At 67.2% G+C, this 20,163-nt stretch carries 20 protein-coding genes; 16 read left to right on the top strand and 4 right to left on the bottom strand.

The window, feature by feature from the left end; genetic code table 11:
• Window positions 1-62: 62 nt before the first annotated feature.
• From M3I56_RS04240 to M3I56_RS04215, 6 genes are all read left to right on the top strand, one after another.
• Window positions 63-1,040 carry a sugar kinase gene (locus M3I56_RS04240; protein ID WP_254352696.1) on the top strand — a complete coding sequence of 326 codons (978 nt, stop codon included), beginning with the start codon at window positions 63-65 and terminating at the stop codon, window positions 1,038-1,040.
• A gap of 98 nt (window positions 1,041-1,138) precedes the next feature.
• Complete coding sequence (locus M3I56_RS04235; protein WP_254352695.1) at window positions 1,139-2,422, top strand: MFS transporter; 1,284 nt, start codon at window positions 1,139-1,141, stop codon at window positions 2,420-2,422.
• Window positions 2,423-2,442: 20 nt separating this feature from the next.
• A complete protein-coding gene (locus M3I56_RS04230) occupies window positions 2,443-3,408 on the top strand; it encodes a D-glycerate dehydrogenase (RefSeq protein WP_254352694.1) in 966 nt (321 codons plus the stop codon).
• A 2-nt stretch (window positions 3,409-3,410) separates the two neighbouring features.
• On the top strand, window positions 3,411-4,493 hold the full coding sequence (locus M3I56_RS04225) for a LacI family DNA-binding transcriptional regulator (protein ID WP_254352942.1): 1,083 nt from the start codon (window positions 3,411-3,413) through the stop codon (window positions 4,491-4,493).
• Between the two features lie 114 nt (window positions 4,494-4,607).
• Window positions 4,608-5,417, top strand: a complete 810-nt coding sequence (locus tag M3I56_RS04220) for a YhfC family intramembrane metalloprotease (RefSeq protein ID WP_254352693.1) — start codon at window positions 4,608-4,610, stop codon at window positions 5,415-5,417.
• A 32-nt stretch (window positions 5,418-5,449) separates the two neighbouring features.
• Window positions 5,450-5,815 carry a DUF3022 domain-containing protein gene (locus M3I56_RS04215; protein ID WP_254352692.1) on the top strand — a complete coding sequence of 122 codons (366 nt, stop codon included), beginning with the start codon at window positions 5,450-5,452 and terminating at the stop codon, window positions 5,813-5,815.
• A 54-nt stretch (window positions 5,816-5,869) separates the two neighbouring features.
• Here M3I56_RS04215 and M3I56_RS04210 read toward each other — a convergent pair whose 3' ends face one another.
• Window positions 5,870-6,304: a PGDYG domain-containing protein gene (locus tag M3I56_RS04210; RefSeq protein WP_254352691.1), complete on the bottom strand. Its 435-nt coding sequence runs from the start codon at window positions 6,302-6,304 to the stop codon at window positions 5,870-5,872.
• A 153-nt stretch (window positions 6,305-6,457) separates the two neighbouring features.
• Entirely contained in the window at window positions 6,458-7,009 is a 552-nt protein-coding gene (locus M3I56_RS04205) for a Spy/CpxP family protein refolding chaperone (RefSeq protein ID WP_254352690.1), read from the bottom strand.
• Between the two features lie 226 nt (window positions 7,010-7,235).
• Between M3I56_RS04205 and M3I56_RS04200 the strand changes: the two genes are divergently transcribed.
• Both M3I56_RS04200 and M3I56_RS04195 read left to right on the top strand, forming a co-directional pair.
• On the top strand, window positions 7,236-7,700 hold the full coding sequence (locus tag M3I56_RS04200) for an Lrp/AsnC family transcriptional regulator (RefSeq protein WP_028207862.1): 465 nt from the start codon (window positions 7,236-7,238) through the stop codon (window positions 7,698-7,700).
• Between the two features lie 221 nt (window positions 7,701-7,921).
• Complete coding sequence (locus M3I56_RS04195; RefSeq protein WP_254352689.1) at window positions 7,922-9,025, top strand: saccharopine dehydrogenase family protein; 1,104 nt, start codon at window positions 7,922-7,924, stop codon at window positions 9,023-9,025.
• Window positions 9,026-9,029: 4 nt separating this feature from the next.
• On the opposite strand, the gene M3I56_RS04190 is transcribed toward M3I56_RS04195, so the two are convergent.
• On the bottom strand, window positions 9,030-9,623 hold the full coding sequence (locus M3I56_RS04190; protein WP_254352688.1) for an ATP-binding protein: 594 nt from the start codon (window positions 9,621-9,623) through the stop codon (window positions 9,030-9,032).
• Window positions 9,620-9,799, bottom strand: coding sequence for a cytochrome bd-I oxidase subunit CydX (gene cydX, locus M3I56_RS04185; RefSeq protein ID WP_254352687.1), 180 nt, complete (start codon window positions 9,797-9,799; stop codon window positions 9,620-9,622). The genes M3I56_RS04190 and cydX overlap by 4 nt, the downstream gene beginning before the upstream one ends.
• Window positions 9,800-9,940: 141 nt before the next feature.
• Between cydX and M3I56_RS04180 the strand changes: the two genes are divergently transcribed.
• The 8 genes from M3I56_RS04180 to M3I56_RS04145 all read left to right on the top strand — a co-directional run bounded on the left by M3I56_RS04180 (window position 9,941) and on the right by M3I56_RS04145 (window position 19,945).
• Window positions 9,941-10,387, top strand: coding sequence for a hypothetical protein (locus M3I56_RS04180; RefSeq protein WP_254352686.1), 447 nt, complete (start codon window positions 9,941-9,943; stop codon window positions 10,385-10,387).
• Window positions 10,388-10,602: 215 nt separating this feature from the next.
• Window positions 10,603-11,580, top strand: coding sequence for a magnesium/cobalt transporter CorA (corA, locus tag M3I56_RS04175; RefSeq protein WP_254352685.1), 978 nt, complete (start codon window positions 10,603-10,605; stop codon window positions 11,578-11,580).
• A gap of 177 nt (window positions 11,581-11,757) precedes the next feature.
• Entirely contained in the window at window positions 11,758-12,720 is a 963-nt protein-coding gene (locus M3I56_RS04170) for a sugar ABC transporter substrate-binding protein (RefSeq protein WP_254352684.1), read from the top strand.
• A gap of 266 nt (window positions 12,721-12,986) precedes the next feature.
• Complete coding sequence (locus M3I56_RS04165) at window positions 12,987-14,699, top strand: sugar ABC transporter ATP-binding protein (protein WP_254352683.1); 1,713 nt, start codon at window positions 12,987-12,989, stop codon at window positions 14,697-14,699.
• On the top strand, window positions 14,696-15,784 hold the full coding sequence (locus M3I56_RS04160; protein WP_254352682.1) for an ABC transporter permease: 1,089 nt from the start codon (window positions 14,696-14,698) through the stop codon (window positions 15,782-15,784). Before M3I56_RS04165 ends, M3I56_RS04160 begins: the two co-directional genes overlap by 4 nt.
• 138 nt (window positions 15,785-15,922) lie before the next feature.
• Window positions 15,923-16,981 (top strand): LacI family DNA-binding transcriptional regulator, encoded by a 1,059-nt coding sequence (locus M3I56_RS04155; protein ID WP_254352681.1) that lies wholly within the window; start codon window positions 15,923-15,925, stop codon window positions 16,979-16,981.
• Between the two features lie 44 nt (window positions 16,982-17,025).
• Window positions 17,026-17,961 carry a ribokinase gene (gene rbsK / locus M3I56_RS04150; RefSeq protein WP_309249125.1) on the top strand — a complete coding sequence of 312 codons (936 nt, stop codon included), beginning with the start codon at window positions 17,026-17,028 and terminating at the stop codon, window positions 17,959-17,961.
• Window positions 17,962-18,160: 199 nt separating this feature from the next.
• Window positions 18,161-19,945, top strand: coding sequence for a methyl-accepting chemotaxis protein (locus M3I56_RS04145; RefSeq protein ID WP_254352680.1), 1,785 nt, complete (start codon window positions 18,161-18,163; stop codon window positions 19,943-19,945).
• The last annotated feature ends 218 nt before the right edge of the window (window positions 19,946-20,163 follow it).

Genomic DNA, 20,163 nt, shown 5'->3' with positions numbered 1-20,163 from the left:
GCCGCTTGAAGCCTCGAAGCCGAGCCCCAGACTCCCCATCCGATTCATCAGGAGCGCATCTCATGACCGAAGCACTCGATGTCATCACCTACGGCGAAGCAATGGCGATGTTCGTCGCCACGGAGCCGGGGTCGCTTGCCCAGGTCGCGCATTTCACGAAACGCGCGGCGGGTGCGGAGCTCAATGTCGCGACCGGCCTCGCGCGCCTCGGTTTCAAGGTGGGCTGGATGAGCCGCGTGGGCGCCGATTCGTTCGGCCAGTTCGTGCGCGACGTGCTCGCACACGAAGGCATCGACGCGCGCTGCGTGAGCACCGACACGCGCTTTCCGACCGGCTTCCAGCTCAAGTCGAAGAACGACGACGGCAGCGATCCGGCTGTCGAATATTTCCGCCGCGGCTCGGCGGCGAGCAAGCTCTCGGCTTGCGACTATCAGGCCGACTATGTGCTCGGCGCGCGCCATCTGCACCTGAGCGGCGTGGCGCCCGCGATCTCTTCCTCTTCGCGCGAACTGGCGTTCAAGCTTGCACACGAGATGCGCGCCGCGGGCCGCACAATCTCGTTCGACCCGAATCTGCGCCCCACGCTCTGGGGCTCGCAAGCCGAAATGATCGGCACGCTCAACGAACTCGCGAGTTTCGCCGACTGGGTGCTGCCCGGCGTCGGCGAAGGCCGCGTGCTGACGGGCTCGGACGACCCGGAAGCCATCGCGCAGTTCTATCTTGCGCGCGGCGCGCGCGGCGTGATCGTGAAGCTCGGCGCAGAGGGCGCGTACTACGCCACGGCCGAAGGCGAGCAGGGCCGCGTCACCGCGCAGCGCGTGGAGCACGTGGTCGATACCGTGGGCGCCGGCGATGGCTTCGCCGTGGGCGTGGTGAGCGCGCTGCTCGAAGGACGCCCGCTTGCTGCGGCCGTCGCTCGCGGCAACCGCATCGGCGCGCTGGCCGTCCAGGTGATCGGCGACTCGGAAGGTTTGCCGACGCGCGCGCAGCTCGATGCGCTCGAAGGCGCGCAAACGCAGGCTGCCGCGACAGCCGCATAACGGAACAAGGGGCGCCACGCCAAGGGCGGCGCGCCAAGTGACATGAGACCAGAGGGCGGCACTGTCAGGTACCGAGCCCCATTCAACTGGAGACACCGATGACCTCAACCTCGCTCGCACCGCGCCGCTGGTGGGCAATCATGCCGATCGTGTTCATCACGTACAGCCTCGCCTATCTCGACCGCGCCAACTACGGCTTCGCCTCGGCCGCCGGCATCAACCGCGATCTCGGTATCAGCCCGGGGCTCTCGTCGCTGATCGGCGCGCTGTTCTTCCTCGGCTACTTCTTCTTCCAGCTGCCGGGCGCCATGTATGCGGAGCGCCGCAGCGTGCGCACGCTCGTGTTCGCGAGCCTCGTGCTGTGGGGTGGCTGCGCCGCGCTCACGGGCGTCGTCACGAACATCCCGTCGCTCATGGCGATCCGTTTCGTGCTCGGCGTGGTCGAGGCGGCCGTGATGCCCGCCATGCTCATCTTCATCAGCACCTGGTTCACGAAGAAGGAGCGCTCGCGCGCCAACACGTTCCTGATCCTCGGCAATCCGGTCACGGTGCTGTGGATGTCGGTCGTTTCGGGCTACCTGGTCCATGCCTTCGGCTGGCGCCACATGTTCATCGCCGAAGGCGTGCCGGCTGTCGTGTGGGCCGTGTGCTGGTGGTTCCTCGTACGCGACAAGCCCTCACAGGTCACCTGGCTCTCCGACGATGAAAAGCGCGCGCTCGACGCCGCGATGCGCGCCGAGCAGGCCGCCATCAAGCCGGTGCGCAACTACGCCGAGGCGTTCCGCACGCCTGCCGTGATGCTGCTCTCGGCGCAGTACTTCTGCTGGAGCATCGGCGTGTACGGATTCGTGCTGTGGCTGCCCTCGATCGTGAAGAATGGCTCGGCGCTCGGTATGGTCGAAACGGGCTGGCTCTCCGCCGTGCCGTATCTCGCGGCGACCATCGCGATGCTCGCCGCCTCGTGGGCCTCGGACAAGCTCGACAATCGCCGCGCCTTCGTGTGGCCGTTCCTGCTGGTCGGCGCGCTGGCCTTCGCGCTCTCCTACGCGCTCGGTTCGACGCACTTCTGGATCTCCTACGCGCTGCTCGTGGTGGCGGGCGCGGCGATGTACGCGCCGTATGGCCCGTTCTTCGCGATCGTGCCGGAACTGCTGCCGAAGAACGTGGCCGGCGGTGCGATGGCGCTGATCAACAGCATGGGCGCGCTCGGCTCGTTCGTCGGCTCCTATGTGGTCGGGTATCTGAATGGCGCGACGGGCTCGCCTGCGGCATCCTATGCGTTCATGAGCGTGGCGCTGCTCGTTGCGGTGGGCCTCACGCTCGCCGTCAAACCGCAGCGCGACGCCGCCCGTGGTTATGCATCGCCGGCTCACGGAAAATAACCCTCTTTTCTAGCGCACTTATGAAGCCGAAAATCGTAGTCTACAAAGCCTTGCCCGCCGATGTCGCCGACTATCTGCGCGAGCATGCCGAAGTGATCGAGGTCGATGCCGACCAGCCCGGCGCACTCGCCGCCGCGCTGAAAGACGCCGACGGCGCGATCGGCGCGAGCGTGAAGATCACACCGGCGATGCTGGACGGTTCGCGCGTGAAGGCGATCTCCACGATCTCCGTGGGCTACGACCAGTTCGACGTGCCCGATCTCACGAAGCGCGGCATCGTGCTCGCCCACACGCCCGACGTGCTGACCGAATCGACGGCCGACACCGTCTTCTCGCTCATCCTCGCGAGCGCGCGACGCGTGGTCGAACTGGCCGACTGGGTCAAGGCGGGTCACTGGAAGGGCAGCATCGGCCCGGCGCAATTCGGCGTGGACGTGCAGGGCAAGACGCTCGGCATCGTGGGGCTCGGGCGGATCGGCGGCGCCGTGGCGCGGCGCGCGGCGCTCGGTTTCAACATGAAGGTGCTCTACACGAACCGCAGCCCGAACGAAGCGGCCGAACGCAACTATGGCGCGCGCCGTGTCGAACTCGACGAACTGCTCGCCAGCGCGGACTTCGTGTGCCTCCAGGTGCCGCTCACCGACGCCACGCGCCATCTGATCGGCGCAGAGCAGCTGAAAAAGATGAAGAAGAGCGCGATTCTCATCAACGCCTCGCGCGGCGCGACCGTCGACGAAAAGGCGCTGATCGCGGCGCTCGAAGCGGGCACGATCCACGGCGCGGGCCTCGACGTGTTCGAGCGCGAGCCGATCGATCCCGCGTCGCCACTGCTGCGCATGCCGAACGTGGTGGCGCTGCCGCACATCGGCTCGGCCACGCACGAGACGCGTCACGCGATGGCGCGCTGCGCAGCGCAGAACCTCGTCGCCGCGCTCGCTGGCACGCTCGACGTGAACATCGTCAATCGCGACGTGCTCGCGCGATGAGCATGGCTGCGGACGGCGCGGATCGCGACGATCACGCGGAAACGGGCGCAGCGGCCACGGCGCCGCGCCGCGCGACCATTAGCGACGTGGCGCGTGAAGCCGGCACCGGCAAGACCAGTATTTCGCGCTATCTGAACGGCGAGCTGGGCGTGCTGTCGCCCGACCTGCGCGCGCGCATCGAGGCGGCGATCGAGCGGCTCGACTATCGCCCCAATCAGATGGCGCGCGGGCTCAAGCGCGGCCGCAACCGTCTGCTCGGCCTGCTGATCGCCGATCTCGCCAATCCCTATTCGGTGGAGATTCTGCAGGGCGTGGAGGAGGCGTGTCACGCGCTCGGCTACATGCCGCTCATCTGCCACGCGGCGAACGAAATCGATATGGAGCGCCGCTATCTCCAACTGCTCACCACGTATCGCGTGGAAGGCGTGATCGTCAACGCACTCGGCGTGCGTGAATCGATGTTGAAACCCGTGGGCAGCGGCGGCATTCCGGCCGTGCTGATCGACCGTACCGTCGACGGCCTGGATGCGGACATGGTCGGTCTCGACAACGCGGCGGCCGTGCGCCTCGGCACGGAGCATCTGCTTGCGCACGGCTACGACGACATCGTGTTCGTCGTACAGCCGTTCGAGCAGGTGAGTTCGCGGCGCGAGCGCGAAGCGGCGTTTCGCGAATCGATGCAGGCGACGAAGGGCGCGGCGCGCGGTCTCACGCATGTGCTCGATCTCCACGACGAAGCCGCCGTGCAAGCCGCGCTCGTGGCGCTCGACACCCACGTGGCCCAGGCGCTCGCGCGCGATGCGCGGTGCGCGTTGTTTGCGGCCAACGCGCCGGTGGCGCTGCGCCTCGCCTTGCACCTAAAAGCGGCGCTCGGCGCGCAGTGGCAGCAGCGCGTGGCGCTCCTTGCCATCGACGATCCGGAGTGGGCCGAACTTGCCGGCATTACGACGATCCGCCAGCCGACGCGCGAGATCGGCTATCGTGCGGTGGAGTTTCTGCACGAGCGCATCGAGGGCGCGGCGCCCAGGGCACGCGCGGCGGCGTTCGAGGGCGAACTGGTGGTGAGGGCGTCGACGCTGGGGTGACGACGGCGCAATTGCGGGTCTCTCGTGCAGCCAGGGCTGCGCGCAGGCGCCGATATCTGCGATCATTCGGGCTGCGGCGCGCGTGCGTGCGTGCCGAACGTCATAAGGAAGCCCATGTCCGTAGCTCCGATCACGCTCGTCTGCCTCTCGCTCGCGACGCTGTTCGTCGCCGCCTTGCCCGTATCGCTGTATCGCCGGCTACGCGTGCCGTTCGCGCTCGACTGGCGCGATACGATCACGGGCGTCGCCATCTTCGCGTTGTTCGCGACTGTGATCGAGCGCGCCATCAACGACTACATGCTGCACGGCAACGCCGCCGTCGCGCAGGTGCTTTCGAATCCCGTTTTCTTCGTGCTGTACGGGGCGCTCGCCGCGGGCGTGTGCGAGGAGGTCGGGCGCTATATCGCCATGCGGCTCATCGCGCGCCGCGGCGCACGCAAGCCCAACGCCCCCACTGACGGCGCGGCGTTCGGCTACGGCATCGGCCATGCGGGTGCGGAGGCGTGGTTCGTCGGCGTGCTCGTGCAACTGCAGTGGATCGTGTTCGCGGTGCTCGCGAATCGCGGCGATCTCGACGAGCATCTGTCCAATCTCACGATGGACTCGGTCTTGCGCGTGCATCTGATTCTCGCTAGCCTTTCGCCGCTTTTCGCGGGCGTGTTCGCGCTAGAGCGCACGGCCGCGTTCGTGTTTCAGATTGCCTTGTCGGTGCTGATGTGGCGCGGCCTGCGCGCGGGATGGAAGGGGATTTTGCCGCTCGCAATCCTCGTGCACGCACTCATCGACGTGCCTGCCGCGATGTACCAGGCGCAACTCGTGCCGCTCGTGGCCGTGGATGGTTTGTACGTGGTGGCGGCTGTGGTGGTCGCCGTCGTGCTTTTCAGGACGTGCCGCCAGCAGCGGCGCGTCGCACGCGCGGCGTGAGTGCGCGCGTCTCACTCTTTTTTCTGGCGTCAATGGAAGCCTATCTGTTTGAATGCGTGAGCCCCGATTTCGACGAGCTCGCCCGCGTGATCGCCGACATCTTTCCCGAGCAGACGCGCTTTGCCGAAGAGCCGAACGAGAACGGCGTGCCGCAACTAGTCGTGCACTGGGTGGCGATGCGCTTCGGCTCGAAGGCGCGCCGCATGGCGCTCACGGTCGCCATCGCGCCCGCCGCGCTCGCACGCTATCGCGCACTGCCGCCGCGGCTGCGCGGTCGCAGCTTCGCGGTGTTGCGCGCCTACGTGGAGGCGACGATCGAATCGCTCGAGGAACAGCACGCGAAGGGAGAAGACGTGCCGCGCGAGGTGACGATCGCGCTGGACGAAGAATTTGCGTAAAGCGTGTGCTTGAAGCGATGGGCGCAGCGCGCCCGCTCAGCGTTGCGCTGGGACTTAGTCGGCGAGCTTGTAGACTTTGGCGAAGCGTGCGGCCTGCACGACGCCATAGTCGCCGGGCGCGTACTGCATGACCCAGTCGCCGGCCACGCCGCCGAGCCGGTCGCCGCCGGCCGAACGCACGAGCGTGAACGGCTCGTCCATGCGCCTTGCGAGCACCACGACTTGGCGGTTGCGATACGCGCCTGAGTCGCCGTGGGCGAGGGTATCGCTCGCCGGCAGGTACTTCGCATCGAATCGATCGCGCGAGACGACCCAGCGATCGCCGGTCGAACCGGTGATGATCGCGTCGCCCGGCGCATAGCGGTTCGGGCCTTCGAGGCTCATCAGCTCGCCGGCAAGGGCTGCGAACTCGACGCTCACGGTTTCGTCCTTGACGACGCGCTGTGCGGCGGGGTCGACACGCAGGTCGAGTTGGGTCAGTTCAATCATGGCGGCAGCAGCGGACCTGCTTCACAAAAAACGGCTTTCAAAGTAGCAACGGCCGGGCGAAACTGCCCGGCCGTCGCGCGGTCCGCAAGGGTACCCTGGATCGGGCCGTCGCGCACGCATGGGAGCGCGGCCCGACTGGCGGGTGACTCCGTCTTACTGCGCGGCCGGCGTGCTGGCCGCTTCGGTGTCGCTGGCTGCGGCGCCTGCGGACGGCTTCGCCTTGCCCTTGTGCTTCGGATGGCTCGGGTTGCCTGACGGGCCGTGCTCATTGCCGTGGCGGAAGGACTGATCGGCGAGCTTCTTCTGTTCCGGCGAGAGGCTGGTATAGAGCGGCTCGAACGCCGAGACGAGCTTCTGCATGTCGTCCGCGTGCGCCTGGGCGATCTGCGCGTACTGCTTCATGTCGTCGAGCGCGTTGCGTGAGCTTTCGCTCTCCGCACGCTGCTTGAAGAGATTCGCCATGGTCTCGCCGTTGCTGCGCATGACGTCGGCGAAGGTCTTCCATTGCGGCTCTTGCTCGGGCGTGATCTTGAGTTGCGTATGCAGCCACGTGATGCGCTCCTCGACACGCTGCTGATGCTGCGCGGCGCGCACGTCGGCGCTCGACGCGGCCGCGGCGGTTGCCGAAGCGGCCGGCGCGGCGCTTTGCGCGAACGCGCCGCTCATCGAGAGCGAGGCGGCAAGGATGACGAAAGCTTTCTTCATTGTGACTCCTTGAATCATTTCGTAGCGGGTAGCATGGCCAGAATGGCTGCAGGCGTTATTAGTACCACGTTCTCCCTTCGCCACGCCCCGGCTGCGACACTTGCTTACAAACGAAACGCGTGGAAATACCCGTCGCGCATGGCTTGCGCGCCGCGACCGCCGCCCGCCGCGCTAACCCGCGCGCGATAATGACGCCGTTCAGACTTCCCATCCAGACCGCCGCCCGATGAGACCTCCGCGCCTCGATCAACTCGACGACCTCGATCGCAGCCTCGTCGCGCTGCTGCAGGAAAACGCGCGCGAAAGCGTCGCGAATCTCGCACGGCGCCTGGGCGTCGCGCGCACCACGGTGCTTGCGCGCATCGAGCGTCTCGAACGCACACAGGTGATCGCCGGCTACGGCGTGCGCCTGGGTCAGGACGTGCTCGACGCGAGCCTGCAGGCGTGGGTCGGGCTCATCATCGCGCCGCGCCATGGACCCGATGTGCAAAAGCGCCTCGGCAAGATGCCCGAAGTGCAGTTGCTGTGCGCGGTGAGCGGCGAGTACGACTACGTGGCGTGGCTGCGCGCCGATTCACCCGACCGCCTCAACGATCTGCTCGACCAGATTGGCGGCATGCCCGGTGTGGAGCGCACCACCACGTCGATCGTGCTCGCGCGCAAGGTCGATCGCGGCTCGGTGACAGGCTGAATCGAGGGCTGAACCGCGGGCCGAAATACGGGCCGAACGACGAGGCACTCGCCATCGAAATGGAATGATTTCGTCATTTCGACGAAACCGATCGTCATAATGACGAAAATCGCGGTCGAAACGCATCGTTTTGCGTCTATGAACCGTATTTGTCTCTCCCTAGACTGTGTTTGAGCGGGCGCTGCCCATCCCCAAGCATAGAAAACCAAAGGAGATGACACATGAAAGTTGCGATTGCAGGCGCCGGCCTGATCGGCCACACCATTGCCCATATGCTGCGCGAGAGCGGCGACTACGAAGTCGCGGCGTTCGACCGCGACGCGAAGGCGCTCGAGCCGCTCGCGGCGCAGGGCATCCCCACCGCACGTGTCGATTCTGGCGACGCCGCCGCGCTGCGCGGCGCGCTGGAAGGCTACGACGTGCTGATCAACGCGCTGCCGTATTACCTGGCGGTGAACGTCGCCTCGGCGGCGAAGGGCGCGGGCGTCCATTACTTCGACCTGACCGAGGACGTGCGCGCGACCCACGCGATCCGCGCGCTGGCCGAGGGTGCCGAGCATGTCTTCATGCCGCAGTGTGGTCTCGCGCCCGGTTTCATCGGCATTGCGGCGCATGCGCTCGCGAGCCGCTTCACCGAGATCCGCGACGTCAAGATGCGCGTGGGCGCGCTGCCGCAGTTCCCCACCAACGCGCTCAAGTACAACCTCACGTGGAGCGTGGACGGTCTCATCAACGAGTACTGCCAGCCGTGCGAAGCGATCCGCGAAGGCCGCACGCAGTGGGTGCAGCCGCTCGAAGGCCTCGAGCATTTTTCGCTCGACGGTGTGGAGTACGAGGCCTTCAATACCTCGGGCGGTCTGGGCACGCTCTGCGAGACGCTTTCAGGCAAGGTCGAGTCGCTCGACTACAAGTCGGTGCGTTATCCGGGTCATCGCGCGCTCATGCAGTTCCTGCTCGAAGACCTGCGCCTGTCCAGCGACCGCGACACGCTCAAGTCCATCATGCGCCGCTCGGTGCCCGCTACGGAGCAGGACGTCGTGCTCATCTTCATGACCGTGACCGGCATGCGCGACGGCAAGCTCGTGCAGGAAGTGTTCACGCGCAAGATCTTCGCGAAGACGGTGTGCGGCGTGCCCATGAGCGCGATCCAGATCACCACGGCCGGCGCCATGTGCGCGGTGCTCGATCTGTTCCGCGAAAAGCGTCTGCCGCAAGCCGGGTTCGTGCGCCAGGAGCAGGTGTCGCTCCAGCAGTTCCTCGCGAATCGCTTCGGTCAGGTGTACGAAGGCGCGACGCTCGACAGCCGCGCGAAAGTGGTGGCCTGAAATCTCAGGTCGATGCCGTTGCCGACACGATGCGCTGTAGCAAGGCGTCGTAGTCGGCCGCGGCGGGCGCGCTGTTGTCGAAGAGCAGAAGGCCGTCGAGTTGCGCGCCCGACGGCATGAAGCGCCGCTGCCGGTATTCGTCCCAGTGAGCGAGCTTGTAGGCATCGATCGGATGGGCGCGCGCGACGATGCGCGCGTGCGCCGTTTCCTCGCTCGTATGCACCCACACCACGGTGAGCCCCACCTCCTGACCGACGCCGAGCCACGCGCGGTCGAACAGCTTGCGCTCGCGCACTTCGCGCGATAGCGGGCCGACCACTAGCGCGCTCACGCCAAGCTCCAGGTTTTCGCGCGCCGTGTCGATGAGCCCCCGGTACTCGGGTTCGCGAAAATGCTGCAGGAAGAGCGGGCTGTCACGATCGTTCGGGGCGTGCGTGAGCGCGCCCATCGCGGCGGCGCTATAGGTGGCGTAGAGCGTGTCCTTGTCGAGCAGGCAGAACGGCTCGCCGGTCTCGCGGGCGAGCGGGGCGAACAGGCGTTTGGCGAGCGACGTTTTGCCGGCGCCGGCGTGGCCGCAGAAGAACACCAGTCTCGTCACGGGCGGCGTGCCTCGCCGTGTTGTGTGCCGGTGTCTGCCGACGGGGCGTTTTTCGGGCCCGTTCGCCCGGGCTCGTGTCCGTTCAGGAATTTGCCGTTGGCGTCGAGCCACATCACGTTGAGGATGCCAAAGCCGAGCGCAACGCCGATGCCGAGGATCCACGAGAAGTACCACATGGCCGTCGCTTCCTCTTTATGCCGGTTGCGAGCGCTGCCGCGCATTCCCCAAAGCATATAACAACGATGATCGATCCGGCGTCCGTACGGATATGATGGGCGCGAACCAGCAGCCAGAGGTCAGAAAAGGGGAAAGCGCCCATGCCGCCTTTGCCGTCGCGCAGGTCGATTGCGAGCCTCGCCGCTGCCTTCACGGTGGTTGCCGCGTTCGCACTCGGCGGCTGCGCCGAGGAGCAGCCGCAGCCCATGCCGTTCAAGCCCGTACCGGCTGAACGTATCCTGAAGCCGGGCTACACCGAGCCGGGCGAGGGCCTCGTGGCCGTGGACGTGCGCCGCGAGCGCACCCGCAACGTCATCGTCAAATTTCGCGACGCGCCCGTCTACCTCGACGGCGAGCGCGTGACCGACCTCATGGACGGCGAGCACGTCACGTTCTACCTCAAGCCGGGCGTGCACCGCATCGGCGTGACGACGCAGTTCGATCCCGTGATCGAGCTGCGCTTTCTCGTGGATCCCAGCTACACCAACCGCGCGAGCGTCACATTCGACAAGGATGACCGTCTCGGCATCCGCCGCGTCGCGCAGTAGGCCCGCAGCAGTCCGGAAGACGGCCGCTGGTTCGCCGCCGCCGTTGCACGGCGGGCACGGGCAGTGCTCTCGAACGCCGGCCAGACCCCGTCAGGCGGGCGCACGCCGCTGGGGCACCCGTCCAGACGCCGCCGGTCGACGGAACCCCTTAAACTTGGCAACCGGTGCAAATCGAAGCGGCGCGGGCGCGACCCGCCGCGCGGAAGAAAAGGAACATGCTAATCAATTGCGTCGCGTATCAAGGCGGCAAGAAACTGGCCGACGTCACCGTCGAAGCCATCAGCGACTATCTGGCCAAGCCCGAGTGTTTCGTCTGGGTCGCGCTCAAGGATCCCGACGCCGGCGAAATGGCGGCGATGAAGGATGAGTTCGGCCTGCATGCGCTCGCCATTGAAGACGTGATGAACGGCAACCAGCGTCCGAAGATCGAGGAATACGGCGACACGCTCTTTTGCGTGCTCCACACCCTCGAACTCGACGACGACGGCGAAGTCATCATAGGCCAGGTGAACGTATTCGCCGGCCCCAATTTCGTGCTCTCGGTGCGCCACCGCGCGCAGCAGGGTTTCACCGACGTTCGCGCGCGCTGCGAGCGCGAGCCCGCGTTGCTGCGCGAAGGCTCCGGGTTCGTGCTCTACGCGCTCATGGACAGCGTGGTCGACCGCTACGCGCCGGTGCTCGAAACGCTCTCTGCCGAAATCGAGGAACTGGAGGACCGCATCTTCGACAAGCACGACCTCGCGGGCTCGCGCGCGATCATCGAGGATCTCTATTCGCTCAAGCGCCGTCTCGTGATCCTCGCGCATCACGTCACGCCGCTCGTCGATGCCGTCGGCAAGCTCGTGGGCGGCCGCATTCCGCAGATCTGCGTGGGCATGCAGGCGTACTACCGCGACGTGTCCGACCATCTCGTGCGCGTGTCCAACATGATCGACGCGCGCCGCGAAATGATCGTCACGGCCATCCAGGTGAATCTCGGCATGATCTCGCTCGCGGAGAACGAGGTGACGAAGCGGCTCGGTTCGTTCGCCGCGCTCTTCGCCGTGCCGACGATGATTGCGGGCATCTATGGCATGAACTTCGAGCATATTCCGGAGCTACATTTCAGGTTTGGCTACCAGATCTGCCTCGCTGCCATGCTCGTGCTCGATATCTTCCTGTTTTTCCTGTTTCGTCGTATCAACTGGCTCTGAGGCGGGCTCTGAGGCGGGGCGGGCGTTGCTGCGGCGCCGCATTGCCGGCAGCGACGCCGGTGACAGAGCGAAGTTGACATCGTTGAGCGCCTGCGCCGAGAATGGGCCGGCAGAAAACGTTTGCGCATAACCAGAAAGCAGGGCCCAGCCGGGCCCGACAAACCGGAGACTTCCAAAATGAACTCCCGCATTCGCCGCCGCATCCTCCTCGCCGCCAGCGCGCTCGCCACGACCGCCGTGACCGGCGCCTTGCCGCTCGCGGCCCGCGCACAGGCGCCTCACAAGCCGAAGGTCGCGCTCGTCATGAAGTCGCTCGCCAACGAGTTCTTCCTCACCATGGAGACCGGTGCGAAGGACTATCAGAAGCACAACGCGGACCAGTTCGATCTCATCACCAACGGCATCAAGAACGAGACCGATACCGCCGCGCAAATCCAGATCGTCGAGCAAATGATCGTCTCGAAGGTCGACACCATCGTGCTCGCGCCCGCCGACTCAAAGGCGCTCGTACCCGTCGTGAAGAAGGCGGTGGACGCGGGCATCATCGTCGTGAACATCGACAACAAGCTCGACGCCGACGTGCTCAAGTCCAAGGACCTGAACGTGCCGTTCGTCGGTCCGGACAACCGCAAGGGTGCCCGCCTCGTGGGCGACTATCTCGCCAAGCGCCTGAAGTCGGGCGACCAGGTGGGCATCGTCGAGGGCGTTTCCACGACGACCAACGCGCAGCAGCGCACCGCGGGCTTCAAGGACGCGATGGACGCCGTGGGCGCGAAGATCGTCTCGACGCAATCGGGCGAATGGGAGATCGACAAGGGCAACGCGGTCGCCTCCGCCATGCTCAATGAATACCCGGACATCAAGGCGCTCCTGTGCGGCAACGACAACATGGCGATCGGCGCCGTGTCGGCCGTGCGCGCCGCGGGCAAGCAGGGCAAGGTGTACGTGGTCGGCTACGACAACATCGGCGCCATCAAGCCCATGCTCAAGGACGGCCGCGTGCTCGCCACGGCCGACCAGTACGCGGCAAAGCAGGCCGTGTTCGGCATCGACACGGCCCTGAAGGCGCTCAAGGAGCACAAGAAGCAGTCGGAGCTGTCGGGCATCGTCGAAACGCCTGTGGTGCTCGTCACGAAGTAAAGCGCTGCTGGCAGGCGCCACGGCGTGCCGCGGCGGTATTTGCGTGCGCAACTCAATAAACGCTCAAGAATCTCGCCGCGCAGCCGTTATTTGTACCGGGATGGCCGCATGGGCGGCCGTCTTCCGCTGTGTGGCGATTCGCTGCCCAGCGCGCCGTTCGCTGCACGCTCTACCGGAGCGTGCAGCGGCGGTGCGGACCCACAGTATCCGGGCGGCGCGACTCACCGGTTGAACCCGGCGGCGCGGCTCGCGACTACAGGATCGTGATGGATGCAAATGTCCCCGACGTAGCGTCACCTGCGCCCGCCGTGCTTACGGTTACGGGCGTCGGGAAGACCTACGAGCAGCCGGTGCTCGCCGGCGTCAGCCTCGCGCTGCACGCCGGCGAAGTGCTTGCGCTCACGGGGGAAAACGGCGCGGGCAAGAGCACGCTCTCGAAGATCGTGAGTGGCCTCACGGCGCCGAGTGCAGGCAGCATGACGCTGATGGGCCGGCCCTACGCCCCGGCGAGTCGCCGCGAAGCCGAGGCGCTCGGCGTGCGCATGGTCATGCAGGAGCTGAACCTGCTGCCCACGCTCACTGTTGCGGAGAACCTGTTTCTGGACCGCCTGCCGCAGTCGGGGCCGCTGCGGTTCGGCTGGATCGATCGCAGGCGGCTGCGTGACGACGCGCGGGCCGCGATGGCGCAGGTCGGGCTCGAAGCGATCGACCCCGACACGCCGGTCGGGGAGCTGGGTATCGGGCATCAGCAGCTCGTGGAGATCGCGCGCAACCTGATCGGCAGCGCCGCGGGTGCCGGTGGTGCCGATGGCGGCGACATGCGCGTGCTGATCCTCGACGAGCCGACGGCCATGCTCACGGCCCGCGAGGTCGAGCTGCTGTTCGAGCAGATCGCGCGGCTCAAGGCGCGCGGCGTGGCGATCGTCTACATCTCGCACCGGCTCGAAGAACTCGAGCGCATCGCGCAGCGCGTCGCGGTACTACGCGACGGCAAGCTCGTGCGCGTGGACGCCATGGCCAACCTTACGCCCGAGCGCATCGTCGCGCTGATGGTGGGGCGCGAGCTTGGCGAGCGCATCGATCTTGGGCAGCGGCGCATCGGCGCGCCGCTCCTGAAGGTGGACGGGCTCACGCGCGCGAAGGCCGTGCGCGACGTGTCGTTCGAAGTGCGCGCCGGCGAGATTTTCGGCGTTTCGGGGCTGATCGGCGCGGGCAGGACGGAGCTGATGCGGCTCATCTACGGCGCCGACCGCATGGAGCGCGGCACGGTGGCGCTGGCGCCCACGCCGGGCGCGGCGCCGCAGCCGGTGCAGATCGCCTCGCCCGCCGACGCGGTACGGCTCGGCATCGCGCTCATCACCGAAGACCGCAAGGGCGAAGGGCTGCTGTTGCCGCAGCCGCTCGCCGCGAACGTGACGCTCGGCAACGTGGGCGCGGTATCGCGCTATGGCGTGGTGGACGCGGCGCGCGAGAACACGCTGGCGCGCACGCAGATCGACGCACTGCGAATCCGCACGTCCGGACCCGCGCAGCCGGTGGGCGAGCTGTCGGGCGGCAACCAGCAGAAGGTGGTGATCGGCCGCTGGCTCGCGCGCGACATCACGCAGTCGATGCGCGTCGTGCTGTTCGACGAGCCCACGCGCGGCATCGACGTCGGCGCGAAGTTCGACATCTACGCGCTGATGGGCGCGCTCGCTCGCGAAGGCCGGGCGCTCGTGGTGGTGTCGAGCGACCTGCGCGAGCTGATGCTGATCTGCGACCGCATCGGCGTGATGTCGGCGGGGAAGATGACGGCCATCTACGGTCGCGACGAGTGGAGTCAGGACAAGCTGCTGGCCGCCGCGTTCGCGGGGCTGCGCGCCGAGGATGCGCTGGTCGCGAACGCGTGCGATCTGCCGGAGATGGGCGATGTGCCGCCACACGTGGACACGCGAAAGCCGCAGGTACGAAACGACGACCCACGAGGGAGCGCTTCATGACGAACGATCCGTTGCGCGGGCAACCGTCGCCGCAGGGTGACGATCGCGGTGGGCGAACCAGTTCGACCAAAATCGTGCCGGCCGCGGCGCCCGAGCCTGCGCCGCATGCGGTGCAGGCGAGCGGCAAGCCCGTGGGGACGCGCTTCGGCTTTTCGAACTACCTGGGCCTCGCGCTCGCGCTGATCGCGATGATCGTGTTGTTCTCGCTGCTGAGTTCACACTTCCTCACGTACGATACGTTCAGCACGATCGCTAACCAGATTCCCGATCTTGTGGTGATGGCCGTGGGCATGACCTTCGTGCTGATCATCGCGGGCATCGATCTTTCGGTGGGCTCGGTGCTCGCGCTCGGCGCTTCGGTGGTGAGCGTGGCGTCGCTCAAGTGGGGCTGGGGCGCGCTGCCGGCGGCGCTGCTCGGCCTCGTCGCCGCGGCGGCCACGGGCACGCTCACGGGCGCGGTGACGGTGGGCTGGCGCATCCCGTCGTTCATCGTCTCGCTCGGCGTGCTCGAAGCGGCGCGCGGGCTCGCGTACCAGATGACGAATTCGCGCACGGCGTATATCGGCGACGCGTTCGACTTTCTCTCGAACCCGATCGCATTCGGCATTTCGCCGGCGTTCCTGATCGCGGTGGCGGTGATGGTGATCGCGCAGCTCACGCTGACGCGCACGGTATTCGGACGATATCTGATTGGTATCGGTACCAACGAGGAAGCGGTGCGCCTGGCGGGCGTCGATCCGCGGCCGTACAAGGTGATCGTGTTTGCGCTGATGGGCGCGCTTTCCGGGCTCGCGGCGCTGTTTCAGATTTCGCGCCTCGAAGCCGCCGATCCGAACGCGGGCGTGGGGCTGGAGCTGCAGGTGATCGCGGCCGTGGTGATCGGCGGCACGAGCCTGATGGGCGGGCGCGGCTCGGTCATCAGCACGTTCTTCGGCGTGCTGATCATCTCGGTGCTGGCCGCGGGGCTCGCGCAGATCGGCGCGAACGAGCCCACCAAACGGATCATCACCGGCGCGGTGATCGTCGTGGCGGTCGTGCTCGACACGTACCGCAGCAGGCGAAGTCGTAGAGGCAGCAGGGCATAGCAATTTTTCGAGGGCGCGGTCCGCAACGCAGCGCGGGCCGGCGGAAATGACCGGGAAAGCGACGCCAGACCAAACCAACAACGGGCGCGCAGAGAGCCGGCAGCAACAGGGCAGCAAAAAAGCAGGAGCAACATAAATATGGCGACGATCAAGGATGTGGCCGCCGTGGCGGGGGTATCTTTCACGACGGTGTCGCATGTGGTGAACAATTCGCGTCCGGTGTCGGCGGACGTGCGGGCCAAGGTCGAACGTGCGATCCGCGACCTGAACTACGTGCCGTCGGCGGTGGCGCGCTCGCTCAAGGCGCGTGCGACGGCGACCGTGGGTCTGCTCGTGCCGAACGGCACCAACCCGTATTTCGCGGAGCTTGCGCGCGGCGTCGAGGACGCCTGCGCGCGCAAGGGCTACTGCGTGTTCTTCTGCAACTCGGACGACGACCCGGCCAAGCAGCGCAGCTACCTGCGCGTGCTGCAGGAAAAACGCATCGACGGCCTCATCGTCGCCTCGGCCGGTGACGACGCCGTGCTGGCCTCGACGCTTGCCGATGCCCGCGAGCCGATCGTCGTGATCGACCGCAACATCGAGGGGCTCGACGCCGATCTCGTGCAGATCGACCACGAGCGCGGCGCCTGGCTCGCCACGCGGCATCTGCTCGAACTCGGGCACTCGCGCATTGGCTGTATCACCGGGCCGGTGACAACCGCGGTCAGCGCGATGCGCATGCACGGCTTCCTGCGCGCCATGTCCGAGCGGGGCGTGGAGATCGCGCCGGGTGCGATCGTCGAAAACGACTTTTCCGGAGCGGGCGGATACCGCGCGGCGGCGCAACTGTTCGACAGCGTGCGGCCGACCGCGATCTTCGCCGGCAACGACATGATGGGCATCGGCGCCTTGCGCGCGGCCGCCGAGCGCGGCTTGCGCGTGCCGGGCGACTGCTCGATCATCGGTTTCGACGATATCGAACTCGGCAACTTCACCTGGCCCGCGCTCTCGACGGTCGGCCAGCCGGCTCGCGCGCTCGGCGACATGGCGGCGCTCACGCTGATCGAGCGCATCGCGAACGCGCGCGAGGAAGGCGCGAACGTGCGCGAAGAAGGCGCGAGGGCGCGGCGCCGCGTTATGCCGCCTACGCTCTTTCCTCGTGAATCGACGGGGCCCTGGGTCGGCGCGGAGGAATACGCGCCGCTTGCGGCCTGAGGCAGGGTGGCCGTACCGAAGGCGCAAGCCATCGAGGAGGCATCGTGACGACTGACGCAGCAAAGCCGATCGGCGCTCGCGTGGCCGTGGTCGGCAGTCTGAATATGGATCTCGTCGCGCGTGCGCCGCGCTTGCCGGCTCCGGGCGAGACGCTCGCCGGCAATGCGTTTGCGCAGGTGGCCGGCGGCAAGGGCGGCAACCAGGCGGTGGCCGCGGCGCGCCTGGGCGCCCGGGTGGCGATGGTCGGCCGGGTCGGCGCCGACAGCAACGGCGAGGTGTTGCGCGCGGGGCTGGTCGCAGAAGGTATCGACTGTGGCGCGCTCGAAACGTCGCTGGGCGCGCCGACCGGCGTGGCGCTGATTGTCGTCGACGACGCGAGCCAGAATGCTATCGTCATCGTGGCGGGTAGCAACGGCGAGGTTACGCCCGAAACGATCGCGCGCCATGAGGCCGTGCTCGCGCAGGCCGACGTCGTGGTCTGCCAGCTCGAAACGCCCACCGACGCCGTGGCGGCCGCGCTGGCCGCCGCACGGCGGCTCGGCAAGATCACCATCCTCAATCCAGCGCCCGCTACGGGGCCGCTGCCCGCGCAGTGGCTTCCGCTCATCGACTATCTCGTACCGAACGAACTGGAGGCCGCCGCGCTCACCGGCTTGCCCGCGAGCACGCCCGAAGAGGCGGCGCGCGCGGCATTGGCGCTGCGCGAGGCGGGCGCCTGCAACGTGCTCGTGACACTCGGTGCGCAGGGCGTATGCGTGCTGCTCGACGACGCCGCGCCCGCCCATCTGCCCGCGCCGCGCGTCAATGCGGTGGACACGACGGCGGCCGGCGACACTTTCATCGGCGGACTGGCCGCGCGTCTGGCCGCCGGGGCGCCTGCGCTGGAAGCGGTCGCTTTCGCATTGCGTGCGGCGTCCGTTTCCGTCATGCGCGCGGGCGCTCAACCTTCCATTCCCACGCTCGCCGAACTTGCGGGCTGAGTGTATCCGCGCATCTTGCTGCCGTAAGCCATAGCTGGCCCGGCGCGGCTTATTCGCGCCGCGCATGATTGGATTCCGCTAATACTTCATACGATATACACATTTCAAGCCCGTGAAACCCTGTGCCGTAAACGCCTCTTAGAGGGACAACTCGATGTCGGGCGCTGGGCCCGACCACACCACAAGCGTTGGGGGAGTCATGGGCAAGGGCATCAGTATCAAGGCGCGCATCGGCATCACAATGGGCTTTCTGGCGACGTTGATCGTCGCGATCAGTGCGGTCGGGTGGCTGGGCCTCACGCGTTCGAACGACGCGTATCGCGAGACCTTCACTGACCAGATGCCGAGTTCGCATGCGGTCAACCTGGCCGAGATCTATGCGGCGCGCGAGCGTCTCGCACTCGACCGGGCCGCCTTCGAACTGGGTACGTCGGATGCCGCCGCGACGATCGACCGCGCGCATATGCTGCGCGGCGTGTCGGACGACTTCTGGAAGAAGTACATGAGCCTGCCGCACGGCGGCGAGGAAGCGCGCCTTGCTCAGGACGTTGCGGCCCGGCGCGATACCCTGCACCAGATCGCGGACCAGTTCATGACGACCGTCCAGTCGGGCGACCAGGCGAAGGTCGTCGCGGGCGCCAAGGCGCTCAAGGAGGCCTACGACGGGCTCTCGAAGGCCGACGCCGTGCTCGACAAATTCCAGATGACGCAAGCGCAGCAGGGCTTCGACGACGCCCAGGCCGCGTTCTCGCAACTGCGCATCGCCTGCATCGTGGCGCTGCTCGTGGGCATCGGCGCGGCTGCCTATTCGTTCTTCTCGCTGCGCCGCGCCATTGCGGAGCCGCTCGGCGAAGCGCTCGGCGCTTTCCATGCGATCGCCGCCGGCGATCTGCGCCGGCCCGTGGTCGTGCGCCGCAACGACGAGATGGGCGAACTGCTGGGCGGTGTCGCGCAGATGCAGCGCAGCCTCACCGAAACGGTGCGCTCGGTGCGCTCGGGCACCGAATCGATTGCCACGGCCACGCGCGAGATCGCCGCGGGCAACCTCGACCTCTCGTCGCGCACCGAAGAGCAGGCTTCTGCACTTCAGGAGACCGCTTCGAGCATGGAACAGCTCACGGGCACCGTGAAGCAGAACGCCGACAACGCCCGCCAGGCCAGTGCGCTCGCCGCCAACGCCTCGGAAATCGCCAACAAGGGCAGCTCGGTCGTCAATCAGGTGGTCGGCACGATGGGCGACATCAACGACAGCTCCGCGAAGATCGCCGACATCATCACGATCATCGAGGGCATCGCGTTCCAGACCAACATCCTCGCGCTCAATGCGGCCGTCGAAGCGGCGCGCGCGGGCGAGGAAGGGCGCGGCTTCGCCGTGGTGGCGGGCGAAGTGCGCAGCCTCGCGCAACGTTCATCGGCGGCAGCCAAGGAGATCAAGGGGCTCATCGACACCTCGGTCGAGCGCGTGCAGGCGGGTTCGGCACTGGTCGACGAGGCGGGCCGCACGATGACCGAGATCATCGCCGCGGTGCAGCGCGTGACCGACATCATGGGCGAGATTGCGGCGGCTTCGCAGGAGCAGTCGGGCGGCATCGACCAGGTCGCGCGCGCGGTCACGCAGATGGACGAAGTGACCCAGCAGAACGCGGCGCTCGTCGAGGAGGCCGCTGCTGCGGCGCAGTCGCTCGAGGACCAGGCGGGACGCCTGCGCGAGGCCGTCGCCGTGTTCAATCTGGAAGACGCAGCGGGAGGGGCGGCGCAGGTGAAGCCCGCGCCGGCAGCCGCCAGGGCGGCTTCCGCATCCCGTGCTGTTACGCGCCCGGCATCGGCAGGCGGCGCTGCTGCGCCCGCGGCAAAGCGCGCGCCGCGCCGCGCTCCCGCTCCCGCCGCCGTCCAGCCGGCCGCACGGCCCGCGGCAACCCCGAGCGTGCCCGTGAGCGCTGTGGCGTCGGGCGCCGGTTCGAACGGCGACTGGGAAACCTTCTGAAATTCCTCTGATCAGCCGCGCGGGCCGTCCGCGCAAGCGAGATAGCCGCTGCGCCCCAGCGGCTTTTTTTACGCCTTTGACCCCGTTGTGCGGCGCCTCCCTGCGCCATGCGGGCGCCGTTACGGTACATTGTCAGCCGTGTCATCTGCGCGGCCTGCTCGGCGCGCTACACTGCGGCGCCCAACGGTGCCCGCGAGCGGCATGGCGTCGTGCTGGAC

Origin of the sequence: Paraburkholderia sp. CNPSo 3281, from assembly GCF_024206515.1 — a bacterium.
GTDB classification, from domain to species: Bacteria; Pseudomonadota; Gammaproteobacteria; order Burkholderiales; family Burkholderiaceae; genus Paraburkholderia; species Paraburkholderia nodosa.
Note: the sequence above shows the minus strand (reverse complement) of the source record. Positions and strands in the feature narration are given on the sequence as shown.

Bases quoted from the DNA above. Each gene is read 5' to 3' on its own strand.
- M3I56_RS04225 (WP_254352942.1), top strand. From the start codon at position 3,411: ATGGCTGCGGACGGCGCGGATCGCGACGATCACGCGGAAACGGGCGCA.
- M3I56_RS04165 (WP_254352683.1), top strand. From the start codon at position 12,987: ATGGATGCAAATGTCCCCGACGTAGCGTCACCTGCGCCCGCCGTGCTT.
- M3I56_RS04145 (WP_254352680.1), top strand. From the start codon at position 18,161: ATGGGCAAGGGCATCAGTATCAAGGCGCGCATCGGCATCACAATGGGC.
- M3I56_RS04160 (WP_254352682.1), top strand. From the start codon at position 14,696: ATGACGAACGATCCGTTGCGCGGGCAACCGTCGCCGCAGGGTGACGAT.
- cydX (WP_254352687.1), bottom strand. From the start codon at position 9,799: ATGTGGTACTTCTCGTGGATCCTCGGCATCGGCGTTGCGCTCGGCTTT.
- M3I56_RS04205 (WP_254352690.1), bottom strand. From the start codon at position 7,009: ATGAAGAAAGCTTTCGTCATCCTTGCCGCCTCGCTCTCGATGAGCGGC.
- M3I56_RS04220 (WP_254352693.1), top strand. From the start codon at position 4,608: ATGTCCGTAGCTCCGATCACGCTCGTCTGCCTCTCGCTCGCGACGCTG.
- M3I56_RS04215 (WP_254352692.1), top strand. From the start codon at position 5,450: ATGGAAGCCTATCTGTTTGAATGCGTGAGCCCCGATTTCGACGAGCTC.
- M3I56_RS04200 (WP_028207862.1), top strand. From the start codon at position 7,236: ATGAGACCTCCGCGCCTCGATCAACTCGACGACCTCGATCGCAGCCTC.
- M3I56_RS04230 (WP_254352694.1), top strand. From the start codon at position 2,443: ATGAAGCCGAAAATCGTAGTCTACAAAGCCTTGCCCGCCGATGTCGCC.
- M3I56_RS04210 (WP_254352691.1), bottom strand. From the start codon at position 6,304: ATGATTGAACTGACCCAACTCGACCTGCGTGTCGACCCCGCCGCACAG.
- M3I56_RS04240 (WP_254352696.1), top strand. From the start codon at position 63: ATGACCGAAGCACTCGATGTCATCACCTACGGCGAAGCAATGGCGATG.
- corA (WP_254352685.1), top strand. From the start codon at position 10,603: ATGCTAATCAATTGCGTCGCGTATCAAGGCGGCAAGAAACTGGCCGAC.
- M3I56_RS04170 (WP_254352684.1), top strand. From the start codon at position 11,758: ATGAACTCCCGCATTCGCCGCCGCATCCTCCTCGCCGCCAGCGCGCTC.
- M3I56_RS04155 (WP_254352681.1), top strand. From the start codon at position 15,923: ATGGCGACGATCAAGGATGTGGCCGCCGTGGCGGGGGTATCTTTCACG.
- M3I56_RS04235 (WP_254352695.1), top strand. From the start codon at position 1,139: ATGACCTCAACCTCGCTCGCACCGCGCCGCTGGTGGGCAATCATGCCG.
- M3I56_RS04180 (WP_254352686.1), top strand. From the start codon at position 9,941: ATGCCGCCTTTGCCGTCGCGCAGGTCGATTGCGAGCCTCGCCGCTGCC.
- M3I56_RS04195 (WP_254352689.1), top strand. From the start codon at position 7,922: ATGAAAGTTGCGATTGCAGGCGCCGGCCTGATCGGCCACACCATTGCC.